This window comes from Pseudoalteromonas luteoviolacea, assembly GCF_001696455.1.
In the GTDB taxonomy this organism is placed as follows: domain Bacteria; phylum Pseudomonadota; class Gammaproteobacteria; order Enterobacterales; family Alteromonadaceae; genus Pseudoalteromonas; species Pseudoalteromonas luteoviolacea_C.
Map to the genome: position 1 here is coordinate 1 of NZ_MAUJ01000002.1, position 12,427 is coordinate 12,427.

General features: G+C 39.9%; 10 protein-coding genes. 6 read left to right on the top strand and 4 right to left on the bottom strand.

Annotated elements, in window-relative coordinates:
• The 6 genes from A7985_RS08650 to A7985_RS26430 all read left to right on the top strand — a co-directional run.
• Positions 1–764: transposase (locus A7985_RS08650; RefSeq protein ID WP_065790065.1), on the top strand; the 764-nt coding region annotated here is incomplete at its 5' end.
• 470 nt (positions 765–1,234) lie between these two features.
• Positions 1,235–3,343: an ATP-dependent nuclease gene (locus tag A7985_RS08655; RefSeq protein WP_065790066.1), complete on the top strand. Its 2,109-nt coding sequence runs from the start codon at positions 1,235–1,237 to the stop codon at positions 3,341–3,343.
• On the top strand, positions 3,328–5,220 hold the full coding sequence (locus tag A7985_RS08660) for a UvrD-helicase domain-containing protein (protein WP_065790067.1): 1,893 nt from the start codon (positions 3,328–3,330) through the stop codon (positions 5,218–5,220). The genes A7985_RS08655 and A7985_RS08660 overlap by 16 nt, the downstream gene beginning before the upstream one ends.
• A 40-nt stretch (positions 5,221–5,260) precedes the next feature.
• Positions 5,261–5,935, top strand: coding sequence for an RHS repeat-associated core domain-containing protein (locus tag A7985_RS26885; RefSeq protein ID WP_065790068.1), 675 nt, complete (start codon positions 5,261–5,263; stop codon positions 5,933–5,935).
• Complete coding sequence (locus tag A7985_RS08670; RefSeq protein WP_065790069.1) at positions 5,936–6,451, top strand: hypothetical protein; 516 nt, start codon at positions 5,936–5,938, stop codon at positions 6,449–6,451.
• Positions 6,452–6,544: 93 nt separating this feature from the next.
• Positions 6,545–6,697 carry a hypothetical protein gene (locus tag A7985_RS26430; RefSeq protein ID WP_176716711.1) on the top strand — a complete coding sequence of 51 codons (153 nt, stop codon included), beginning with the start codon at positions 6,545–6,547 and terminating at the stop codon, positions 6,695–6,697.
• 518 nt (positions 6,698–7,215) lie between these two features.
• Here A7985_RS26430 and A7985_RS08675 read toward each other — a convergent pair.
• The 4 genes from A7985_RS08675 to A7985_RS08690 all read right to left on the bottom strand — a co-directional run bounded on the left by A7985_RS08675 (position 7,216) and on the right by A7985_RS08690 (position 12,406).
• Positions 7,216–7,755, bottom strand: coding sequence for a cytochrome b (locus tag A7985_RS08675; RefSeq protein WP_065790070.1), 540 nt, complete (start codon positions 7,753–7,755; stop codon positions 7,216–7,218).
• A gap of 317 nt (positions 7,756–8,072) precedes the next feature.
• A complete protein-coding gene (locus A7985_RS08680) occupies positions 8,073–8,933 on the bottom strand; it encodes a LytR/AlgR family response regulator transcription factor (protein ID WP_065790071.1) in 861 nt (286 codons plus the stop codon).
• Positions 8,934–9,122: 189 nt separating this feature from the next.
• Positions 9,123–10,475, bottom strand: a complete 1,353-nt coding sequence (locus A7985_RS08685; protein WP_065790072.1) for a DUF1501 domain-containing protein — start codon at positions 10,473–10,475, stop codon at positions 9,123–9,125.
• A gap of 11 nt (positions 10,476–10,486) precedes the next feature.
• Entirely contained in the window at positions 10,487–12,406 is a 1,920-nt protein-coding gene (locus A7985_RS08690) for a DUF1800 domain-containing protein (RefSeq protein ID WP_081310483.1), read from the bottom strand.
• Positions 12,407–12,427: the final 21 nt, after the last annotated feature.

Here is a 12,427-nt window from a genome sequence, read left to right on the forward strand (position 1 = left end):
ACCATACGCATATTGTTTTATATGTTGATGATAAAAAAGCAAAACGTCTAACGGATAAAGCCATTATTATACGCTGGCACAAGCAATTTAAAGGGACTTGGCTGACGCATAAGTTTATCAATGGCGATTCACTGACCAATTCAGAGCGTTGTTTACTGTCAGAGTTAATAGACAAATACCGAACACGACTAGCTGATATAAGCTGGTTTATGCGCACGCTAAATGAAGATATCGCGCGCAAAGCCAATAGAGAAGATGGCTGTACAGGGCGATTCTGGGAAGGGCGTTTTAAATCTCAGGCTTTGTTAGATGAAGCCGCGCTGGCAGCGTGTTTAGCGTATGTGGATTTGAATCCAGTAAGAGCCAAAATGGCAGAGACGCCAGAAGAATCAGAGCATACCAGCATTAAAAAACGTATTGAAACAGCAAAAGCGGGTAAACAACCTAAGTCACTTATGCGCTTTGCAGGTAACCCAAGAAAACACATGCCAAAAGGCCTGCCATTTGAATTCAAATACTATATAGAGCTTGTTGATTTAACTGGTCGATGCATACGTGAGGATAAATGTGGGTTTATCACAGACGCTCAGCCCATCTTAGCAAGACTCAATATCCAACCAGAGAATTGGTTAAAGCTCACCACTCAGTTTACCAAGGTGTTTAAAGGTTCAGTGGGTAGGCCTGATGCTAAACAAAAGTATTGCGAGCACTTAAAGTTAAAACGACGAGGCAATCTCACTCAGTGTAGTGAATTGCTCGCTTAGTCCTTAATATACATTAACACGCCAATTTCAACGTGACTTTTAAAAGATACGTGGTTAGTCATGTCTGAAATCCCGATAAAGTTATCAAGTTAAGCAATTTATCAAAGGTTCAAAGCGAATTGAGCAATTTTTAGTGGTTTGTTTCTGCTTTGAGAAATGTCGAGGGGTAGTTGTGGTATAAATTAAGATGGGTGTCAAGCTCTTAAAGATGGGTGTCAAGCTCTTATCAAGCTCTTAATGTATGTGCAGGAGTTACTTGGGCACGCAGATATATCGACCACTCAAATATATACCCATGTTAGCAGAGCTAAATTAAGTGCCGTGTATTCAGAAACACATCCATCTGCTCAAGGCGATAGTGGACTGTTTGATTAGCTTTATAAATTCTTTTTAAGACATATCTTTTGTGTTAGTTTTAAGTATTAAATTGCTGATAAATAATTATTTTATTCGGTTTTCAAGGAGGAAGGGTGAGACTAGAGCGCATAACGATAGATAACTTTCGGTTACTAAAGGAATTTGAGCTAAATTTAGAAAAAGACCTATCACTGGTAATTGGAAAGAATAACACCGGAAAAACTTCAATCCTTTCTGCGTTGGACAAGTTAGTAATTCAATCTGAACGCAACTCAATTAATTATGAAGACTTTAACGTTGACTTACGCTCTTTTCTGGAAGCATACCTTGACGGAAAATTAGAGTTACTGCCTGAAGAAAGTTTTGTGCCGCTGGGGATAAGATTAAAGCTATATATAAAATATGATCTTAATGATGACTTATCTCAAGTGAGTCAAGTGATTATGAACCTAGATCCAGAAGACGATAATATTATTCTTTCTTTTGAGTATTTAGCGGAATATAACGAGCTTTCTCAACTAAAAGCTGATTATCTGGATGCAGCGGATAAATTTGAAAATAAACCCAAATTATTCTTGAAAGACAAGCATAGCGATTATTTTGGTCGGATTATTAAAAAAAGTATTCTCTTTGATGATGAAAGCCAGTTTATTGACTTACAGAAGGAGCGGATTAATTTAAAGGACATTGTTTCTATTCAGTTTATTAGTGCAAAACGTAGTGTAACCAATAAACAGAATGATAAAACTCTATCTAACCAAACATCGACTTTATATAAACAAGCTGATGAGTCGGAAGAACAAATAGAAGCTTCCGATGAATTCAAGAAGGAACTTAGAAAAACTGATGAGGTTCTAGGTGGAATTTATCAAAAAATGTTTGATGGAGTAATTCAGAAAGTTAGTAAATTTGGTGGGTTATCACCGTCAGAAACCGATATCAGAGTTGCTTCAACGCTTCAACATAGAGAACTTCTAGAGGGCAATACGACTGTTATGTATGCCCACCGAGATCATGAACTCCCAGAGCACTACAATGGTTTAGGCTATATGAACCTAATAAGCATGATTTTTGAAATAGAAATGCTTATGAGTAGGTTGAGAAGATCGCTTTCCGAAAAGCCAGCTGCGGTGAACGTTTTGTTTATTGAAGAGCCTGAAGCCCACACTCATCCACAAATGCAGTATGTTTTTATAAACAATATCAAAGAGCTACTTAAAGAAAATCAGAAACGAGAAGATGGCATAGTTATCCAGCTTCAATCGATTATTACAACACATTCCTCGCACATAGTAGCTGAAAGTGATTTTGATGACATAAAGTTTCTGAAAAAGTGCAGTGTTTCAAACAGAGTAGTTGCTAAAAACCTTAAGGAATTAGCCTCCCGATATCAAAGTCAGGACGCTAGGGAGGATGAGATTCTTCAGTTAAGGTACAAGTTTCTTAAACAGTATTTAACTCTAAACCGAGCTGAATTATTTTTTGCAGACAAAGCCATATTTATCGAAGGTGACACAGAGCGAATTGTTTTACCTGCGATGATGAAAAAAATAGATATGGAGGAGCCAAATCAAGATGAACTTCCTTTACTGTCTCAAAATGTCTCAATAGTTGAGGTTGGTGCTCATTCACAAATTTTTGAAAAGTTCATCGAGTTCTTAGGTATCAAGTCACTAGTAATCACTGATATTGACAGTAACAAGGAAGTACCTGATGACGATGACCCAGAAAAAATGAGCCGAGAAAAGTGTAAACCATCCGACCCTGATGCTTCACAAACATCAAATAGTTCACTTGATTTTTACTTCGGCACTAAGGAACTAGAATTTTACAAGAATCTTGAGTTTGACAAAAAGTCTTTAAATAAGTCAGGGAGAGATAATACTTGGAAACAAGACGATGGTGGTTTTCTCAAAATAGTTTATCAAACAGAGGAGCAAGGTTATTTTGCTAGATCCTATGAGGATGCTTTTTTTAGCATTAATAAGCCTCTATTGGAGCTTGGTCATGACGCTTTCCCATCGCTTACGAAAAAGTGGCTAAATAAATATTTGGATGGAAATATTGATGCATATGAATTTGCAGAAAAAGGAGTTGGAAGTAAGCCTTCGCTAGCAATTGAGATTTTACTTCATAGTAAACCTAATGCAGGAGGCAATGAATTTTCGAACTGGCAAGTTCCTCTTTACATTAAGGAGGGGTTGTTATGGCTTCGAAATTAACAGAACGGGATATTTCTGAAGAATCCAATAGCATCATGGAGCTAATTAGAGAAAAAAAGAACTTTTTACTCAGTGGTGGTGCAGGCAGCGGAAAAACTTATTCTCTGGTAGAAGTATTGAATTGTGTTCTTTTGGAAAACCCTTCGTTTAATGTCGCTTGTATCACATATACAAATGCCGCCGTTGAAGAAATAGAGAGTAGAATCGATAGTGAAAACTTATATACATCTACTATTCATGATTTTCTATGGGGTAATATTAAGCACTTCCAAAAAGAGCTTATAGAAACTTTTATAGAGTTATTAGAGGATGAAGAGCAGTCAAGATTTAAACTACCGGAAGGACATGTAATTGAAGATATAGCCACAAGGGTGGAGTCTATTCAATATAAAGAATATTTAAGGCTAGCAAAAGGAATCGTTTCTCATGACGAAGTAATTATTTTGGCCGCAAAAATGTTTGAAAAGTATGAAAAGCTTTGTGCAATAGTTAAAGATAAATACCCGCATATTCTTGTTGACGAGTACCAAGATACAGACCCTAAAGTGATTGATATTTTGTTGAAATACCTTGCCAAAGCGAATAAAGAAAACGTTATTGGATTTTTTGGTGATGCGATGCAATCTATTTATGAAGGGAGCGTTGGAAATTTGCTTGTGTACACCTCAACATATCCACCTCAAGTTCATGAAGTGCTCAAAAAACAAAATAGACGAAATCCAAAGAGTGTTATCGATCTAGCCAATAAGCTGCGCCATGATCAAATCGTGCAAGAGCCTTCGAACGATCAAAGTGCCCCTAATATTGACAACTCAGGTAATGTAAAGCTCGGTGAAATAAAGTTTTTATATTCAAAAGAAAATGAATTACACAAGGCCAGGAATTATTTAGGCTGGGATTTTGACGATACGGAGCAAGTAAAAGAATTAAATTTGACTCATAACTTAATATCTCAAAAAGCTGATTTTCCAGAGCTAATGAGAATTTATGATAAAGATAAAATCCGCGATTATGCCAAGAGGTTAAAAAATAGGCTTAAAGAAGAAGCCCCAGAGTTTGAAACTGACGGCAAAACACTAGCTGAAGTAATAACTCATGTGAAGGCCCCTGCGCCAACTCCAGCTCAAAGAGAATATATAGCTGCTCATACCAATTATTTTGAGTTAGCAAAACAACAGCCCTTCAGAGACATAGCACAAGCATATATTGACAAAGAACAGTTACTAGATGATAAAAAAAGCCACATTGGTGATCCAGACAAACCAGGTTCTAACAGAGATAACTTAATTCGTCACCTGTTCAAAATTGAAAATTGCGTTCGATTATATCAGGCAAAACAGTTTAATAAGTTTATAAAGGCTACTGACTTTCAAGTTAAGTCAACCGAGGGTAAAGCAGTGCTAAATGACGCTATTCGTTCATTTGTTTTGGGTGATGAAGTTACTATAGGCGAAGCGATAGAACTGGCGGACGAGCTAGGACTAGTTGTGAAAGATGACAAATTTGAAGAGTTTAAAGCAAATAAGTTTTATTTGTTCAAACAAGTATGTGACGTTAAATATTTTGAGTTTAGAAGGGTATACGAATATTTAGAAGGTATTCTGCCTTTATCTACACAGCACAAAACGAAAGGTAGCGAATACCCCAATGTATTAGTGGTATTAGATAACGGACGTTGGAACCAATATAACTTTAAATACTTATTTGAAAAAACAGGAAATGAAAGCGTAAAACAGCGTACCCAGAAACTGTTTTATGTATGTTGTACTCGCGCAAAAGAAAAATTAGCGGTATTTTTTCCCAATCCAACGCAATTGGTGCTGCAAACAGCGAAGGAGTGGTTCGGAGAAGAGAATGTTGTCAATCTCGATGAGTAAATAGGCTGCTACAGATTTTATTGGATCGTATATGTAACTAATGTATATGCAGGCACGATACTATGATCCGGTTATAGGGAGGTTTTATTCGAATGATCCTATTGGTTATACGGCTAAAAACCCTGTTATGTCGTTCAACCGTTATATGTATGTAAATAATAATCCTTATAAATATACAGACCCAGACGGTGAATTTTTTAATTTTGCATTAGGTGCAATCGGAGCTACTGTAGGCGCTATAACTGGTGGTGTTTCTTCTTATATGCAAAGTGATGGTGATTGGGGGGCCACTATGGAAGGAGCTGGTTTAGGTGCAGGAATAGGCTTACTGGCAGGGGTTACTGGAGGAAGTAGCTTAGTTGGTTTTGGAAAGGCTGCTGATATGTCATTTAAAGCTAGTTCAGCCTCAAGTGCATTAAGCACAATGGGGAGCAGCTCGTTGAAAATGGCTGCGACATCTGGGGCATCAAATGCCGCAGGGCAGATAGTTGGAGGAGCAGAGGAAGTAAATATGACTCAAGTTGCGACTTCAGCGGCAGGTGGATTAATTCCTGGAGCAGGTGCGGGGGCGATTTTAGCATCCACTGGGACAAAAACAGTTAACTCTGTTGCTGGTACTGCAATCGCGACTGTAGTTGCTGATACACTTAATGTGGGAACACAAGCTGTGGCAAATGAAGTCGCGAAAAGTCTAGAGAAAGACAAACAACAATAAATGAAAAAATCATTACCTATTAGTAACATATTAACAAAATACGGCAGTTTTTTAGCTGTCGTGTTTTGTATTGGTGGAATCTTTCCAATACTTAGTTACAGCTATCAATTAAATATTCCTTTTTGGTTCACGTTTAAGTATTTGGGCAGTGTAATAGCCATTGTAGTTATTGCGTACACATTGCGTGTGTTTAAGACTCACGGGGCTATTAGAGCGTTATCATTTTTTATTGATAAAACTCTTAAAAGTGGAGTCCTATGCTTGATGACAACAGGATATGTATTAGTAATTAACGCAAATGTAGGTACTCAGACAGAAACTTGTTTTGATGGGAAAGTTATCGATAAAAAGATAGACAGACAATCAGGTCTTACTTCGACTTTTATTATCGAATTAAATAAGGGTAATAGCACTTCTAAGTTGATAGTAAGCAAAAAAGAATTTGATCGTTATGTAAAGGGAGATTCTTATAAGTCTTGTTGGAATGAAGGCTTGCTCGGGTTGCTGTATAAGTAGCCTGCATTCCATGATACTGTTTTTGCTATGAAAGCCTCGCAACTAGCGGGGCTTTGTTATAATTGGGCTATAAATCTTTGAACATGAAGCGCAATGAATACTCTCTTTCTTTGTACAGCTAATATCCACCGTAGTAAAACCGCTGAAGAACTATTTCAAGTGTTTGATATCCGAAACATCTATCGCTCTGATGGATTGAGTGCAAAGTATGTGGTCAAAGCAGGTTCAACTTTACACTCAGAATAACTGCGAGTGTCGCTGATAAAAGTTACTTTTTTGAGCAAGCTCATGCAGACCGAGTTAGCTTGCAAACCAGAAGCAAACTTATCAAAAATCATTAGCCTTAATACTCCTGCTGGATTTTAATATTTCCAACGCGAGTTGGTACTTTTACTACTAGAGCGCCTGACAAGATCAGATGTAACGGGTTAAATGAACGTCTATTCTCAATGTGATTTATGCCTTCTTTTCGCCTAATTAAGCGCCGTCTTGTCATGTTGAACAAATTACAAATACCCCCAAACTAATCATTTTTTTGGTTTTTTCTGTGGCTTTTCAACTTTTCTCTTTGCTTGCGACCGACCCAAAATAACAGATAAATCGCAACGATAATGAGTATAAGCGCCAAGCTTCCGGCATTCGTAGTAAAAACCATAAGCAAAATCCGAAATCAGTTTGATGAATAAACGATAGCGCACTTTGCTTGAGTTAGCATTGCACCTAAATCATTTTCAGGCGCTAATAAACTCAATACACAGCGCGTATTAGACTTTGCCTGTCATACGCTTTAAAGTGTCGTCTTTGTCAATGACGTGGTGTTTTATTGCGCCAGCAACATGAAGCAAAATTGCAGCACTCAAACAGTAGCCAATTACCCAATGGCTTGCTTTAGAAATTACGAATATTGACTCGTTATATGGCACAATACTGTCATCAACAACATTTTCACTGACTAAAGACAAACCAAAAATATCAACGCCATAGCCACCAAAGCCCGAATATAACATGCCACTTACTGGCATCATTAAGGTGCCAATGAGCAAAACCCAATGGACTAAATGAGACACTTTCTGTTCCCATTGGCTATGAGCACTGTTCGCTTCTGGGAAGCCTTGAATGAGCCTGTAAATTACGCGGGGGAGAATCAGTAACAGCGCCAAAACTCCCATGCTTTTGTGTATGTCATATAATGCCCAGACCTCAAAATTAGCCATATAAATACCAACAATGATTAGGCTCAACATAGTTATACCGACCAGCCAATGTAATGAGCGGGTCGCTAAAGAGAAGGATGTATTTGTCATAGTGTGTTCCTACCTAGATACTTTAAACAAAGCCTAATGACAGGGCGAAGCAAAATAAAGCGAGCAGGGGCCATTGGATTAAGTTTGGGACGTTTTACCAACATCCTCCATTCGTCCCAATAGCTATTCATTGATTTTTATAGATATATTTTTTGAAAAGGCAAAAGCGCCATTAACCGGTACTCGCAATGTTTAGTTAAACAGTGAATAAAGTGCATTATTTGTCATTAATTGCAGAGGCAGATTTCAGTGCTAAAAAGAACTGCAATCTAGCGCTAATAAATGTAAAAGGTATGGGCGAAGTCAGAATGTAGGGCTTAACTAAGGGCATCACGCACTGTGGCGCGTTTGCTTTTGCTAACAGGCACCACTTCGCCATTCGACAAACATAAATCACCATGGCCCGAGCGATGATTCTTAAGTGATTGGATCTTAGACAGGTTGACAAGATACGAGCGGTGACATCTCACAAACTGACCATCATCAAGCAACTGCTCCAGCTCTTTGAGCGTTTTCCTAACAAGGTGTACATTATTGCTTGTTTTGATCTCAAGGTAGTTTCCACATGCTTGAACAAAGTAGACTTCGTCGTGATTAAGCTCAATGCTTGGGTTATCTAACTTCAGTACACTTTGACTGCCTTGATTTGACGGCGCCTGTTCATAGGTTGAAGCTGGCAAACAAGGTGCATTAGATGTTTTTAGTTGTAACTGGTGCGTATGTGCTGGTGTATTTGAAGCGGGCTGCGTTTCTCCGTCAATCCTACGCATCATTTTCCACACAACGACAATCGCAACAAAGGCAATTACATGCTTGTGCCAGCTATAAAACAAGCTTTCTTGCCAATGCAACTCTTCAGTGTAAACATCAACAAATGTACTTACAAATAGTGCAAAGCCAATTGCATAAAAACCTGTCACCGCATAATTTAATATCGGTCTTTGTTGATTGCGAGACGCATTCAAGACAAAACAAATAGGGGGAGTCATTACAAGCCAAACACCAAACTCCTTTAAAGACCAACCTATGGAGGAAATGATGTCTACTTGTTCTTTTGCAATGAGTAAACTGTGGGCCGTGCAATTAAGACATACTGCAGCCAGCACAAAGAGCCAACCGATTAATATCAATTGATAATCTTCAAATCGTCTTAGGTTGTTTAGAATCGAATGCCCCATTTTCGCCCCTGCTATCTATTTTTCCAAAACCATTAGATGAACAGAGCCAGTGTACCTTTTTATTGAAAAGTAACAACCTTACTCAGTATTTATTACTTTGGCGCCAAATAGCGGCTGAAAATAGCCTGTAGCGGAGTTTTAATATTATATAACTGCGCCGGCATGGGCGCAGTTATATAGCTTGGCGTTTTAAGCAAACAAATTAGGGGTTTGACCAAATTTGCTCAAGTTTGGAAAAACATCGTTTAACGTTGTATCGTCCAACCCAAGCCAACGCCCTAATGAGGCCGCATATTGATCCACAGCCATGGTGGGGATCAAACGGCCGCTACCAGCATCGAGTTCATGATTGAACTCAGCTTGAGGAATATCACCGAAAATCGTTCCGCCGTTTATTGCCCCTCCCATTAAAAAGTGATGAGCTCCCCATCCATGGTCGGTGCCATCACCATTAATAGCCAATGTTCGACCAAAATCAGATGCGGTGAAAAGCGTCACATTATTACTTAATCCCATGCTTTCCATCGCGCCATTAAATGCGGTCAGTGCGCCATCAAGCGCGGCCTGTAGCCTAGGGAGGCTTCTGACTTGTTCAGAGTGCGTATCAAACCCGCCCATCGCAACCACAAAAATTTGTCGCTTGGTTTGCAGTTGTTCTCGAATTGCAATGGCTCTTGTAACAGACTCTAATTGACGACCAAGTGACGTTTTTGGAAACTCTGCAATATTAACCGTTTGACCAGAAATCGCTTGGTTGTACATTGCATTGGCTTCAAAAGATTGATTTATTTTTGCACTCAAGTCTTGTTCGAGGATGTTATCGGTCTGATGTCCAAGTGCACTAAAGTGAGCTTGCACCTCATCATTTCCAGCAAACTGTGCTAACACATCAATGGTTGCGGCCTTGCCGTCCGTTACATGATAAGGCGTGGTGTTTGTACCTGTGACTAACAAGCCAGCGCTTGAAGTTGTGATTGCAGAGAACGTATTCGCCTGCTGTGCGCCAGAGTTAATCAAGGCATCATTGAGCTTGCCAGCCCAACCAAACTGCGCCCCCTCCGCTTTACCAGACATCCAAGTACTTTGCTGATCATTATGCGAGAATAACCTTGATGGTAACTTGGCGGTCTCAGCCTGTATTTGGCTTGCAGTCACAGGCTCAAGCAAAGGGCCAACATTACCTACAATTGATAGCTTGCCTTGCTGGTATAAATTTGCGATCCCCGCCATTTCTGGAGGTAAGGCGAATTGCCTCCCTGCAAATCTCGCTGGCGTGTTAATTGGTTTTAACCCCGCCAAATCACGTTTGGTTGTGTACTGATTTAGTAATGGCTGTCTAATTTGTGCCCATTTGTTATAGCTGTCAGTATCGAATGGAATAACCGTGTCGTGATTGTCCATTCCCCCATATAAAAATACACATACTAATGCTCGGTACTCATCACCTTCTACCGCAGTGTTTGCCAATACCTCTCCCATGTTCAAAATAGAAGAAGCCACTACACTTGCACTCGCACTTTTCAAGAAATTACGTCTATTCATAGTATTACCTCCTATTTTTGAACCAAGTAATCTGGCGAAGACATCACCATAAGAATTGCTAAATGAACACGAGGCAAAAGGCCATCATCCTCATCGCTTGGGACTTTGGATAACGCAGTCGTGATATTTTGTTTTGTTTGATCACTTAGCTGCTGAGCACATAATAGCAAGTCTAAATAGGCAACTAGCTCAGTAGGAGAGTCTGCAATTTCTAGTAGTGGGTCATAATTGGGTCTAAAACTCTGCAACGCCTTCTGGAGATCGAACTCAACACCTATCTCATCGAATTCTTCTTTTAGTTCATCGACATCGGCTTCTTGTTGCTGACCCATTACAAAGTAGGTCATAAAGTTTATATAGCCGGGAATGGAACTTGCGTTTGTTATTTGCAATTCAGGCGCCACTAAACCAAGTTCGGCACTTTTACTGCCCGGCGCTTTATATCCCGGACGAAAATAATTAAACACGCTCGGAGAACGGTAGGGGTGTTGTCCTAAATCTGCTGTTGCGCCTGTTTCCCATAATTGTGGAATATATTGAGGTTCAATATTTTCCACATTGAAAGCCCTTGCCCAATGGGTAAAGCGTAAAATGGGCTCGCGTATTTTACCGCCCTTGTCAGCTGCTTGTGTTCGAGCTTCTTCGTCAAACAAAATTGCAGCGAATGTTGCTGCGAGATCGCCTCGACCTGATGACCCGACACTTGAACCATCTGGTAACTCATAGACTCCAGACTCAAAGGCACTTACCACACGAGAGATATACTCTGGACTTGGGTTTGAAGTAACAAGCCTTTGAATTAACTGCTTACCCACAAAAGGCGCTAGATTCGCATGATTGAATATATGGTCTAATGCCTGTGTAATAGAGGCCTTTGCACCCGTTCCAGCAGGGATGGTCAAACCTAAAAATACTTTATCTTTTTCTGAGTGTGATTCAGGAAAGATTTGCATCGGCTTGGTAAATCGCGTGTTGATGAGCTCTTCGGGATCGTCTTCATTCAAATTTAAACCGGTAAACACTCTGGCCAAGCCTGTAATGTCGGTGTTGTTGTATAGCTCCACTGGCGCATCTTCACTATTCAGTTGCACACTGCCATCTTTATTCAGCGCGACGATACCCAATGTAAATAATTGCAGTAGCTCTCGGGCGTAATTTTCATCAGGCATCCTGCCGGTTTGCTCGTTGCCTTTTTCACTGCCCATGTAAGTTAAGTAGTGGCCCATTGCAGGAGAGTAAGTCACCAGCTCTAGAATACTACGGTAGTTACCGAAGGCATTTTGAATCAGTATATCTTGATAGGCAGCAACGGCTTCTGGAATGTCTGTTAGCACTTCACCGCCTGCATTTGAAACCACCAAGAGTTCAGACAACGCAAACGCCATTCTCTGTCTGAGTTGATCCTCTCCTGCAATGCTATTTCGCCAAAAAGCAAGGGAGGTCTGCTCAATATGAAATAAGTTAAATCCATCGTCCGGGTCATCTGGTGCCGCAGCAACTACCGAAGGCAAAACTAAGCTAGCAGGTTGTTCCATTTGGGCCTTAAACCATTCAGACGCACTCTTTTCATGTAAGGACACAATTTGCGCAGGTGTTGCACCAAATGTGGCTTGCTGTATGAACTGAGAAACTTGTTGTTTTGATGAAAAAGTGTCGTCAGACTGAGTCGAATCGCTCTGATCTCCGTTATCTTGGTCGGAACCACTCTGGTCTGAACCGTCTTGACCTGAATTATCATCGCCCGAGGTATCTCCGCCTTGGTTGTTGTTATTATTGGTATTATCTTGACCCGTATTAGGACTTTGAGTTGATGTGCTATTCGAAACGTCACCATTGCTACTTTGTTCACTACCTCCACCGCCACCACAGCCGACTAACAAGCTGAAAAATAGCACAAAGGTATAGTGCAAGATGGTACTTTTTATTGTCATGATCTGGCCCCATGCTTATTG

What these genes read in the sequence shown, in the direction of transcription:
- A7985_RS08660 (WP_065790067.1), top strand. Translation starts at nt 3,328, where the DNA reads ATGGCTTCGAAATTAACAGAACGGGATATTTCTGAAGAATCCAATAGC.
- A7985_RS26885 (WP_065790068.1), top strand. Translation starts at nt 5,261, where the DNA reads ATGTATATGCAGGCACGATACTATGATCCGGTTATAGGGAGGTTTTAT.
- A7985_RS08670 (WP_065790069.1), top strand. Translation starts at nt 5,936, where the DNA reads ATGAAAAAATCATTACCTATTAGTAACATATTAACAAAATACGGCAGT.
- A7985_RS26430 (WP_176716711.1), top strand. Translation starts at nt 6,545, where the DNA reads ATGAATACTCTCTTTCTTTGTACAGCTAATATCCACCGTAGTAAAACC.
- A7985_RS08675 (WP_065790070.1), bottom strand. Translation starts at nt 7,755, where the DNA reads ATGACAAATACATCCTTCTCTTTAGCGACCCGCTCATTACATTGGCTG.
- A7985_RS08680 (WP_065790071.1), bottom strand. Translation starts at nt 8,933, where the DNA reads ATGGGGCATTCGATTCTAAACAACCTAAGACGATTTGAAGATTATCAA.
- A7985_RS08685 (WP_065790072.1), bottom strand. Translation starts at nt 10,475, where the DNA reads ATGAATAGACGTAATTTCTTGAAAAGTGCGAGTGCAAGTGTAGTGGCT.
- A7985_RS08690 (WP_081310483.1), bottom strand. Translation starts at nt 12,406, where the DNA reads ATGACAATAAAAAGTACCATCTTGCACTATACCTTTGTGCTATTTTTC.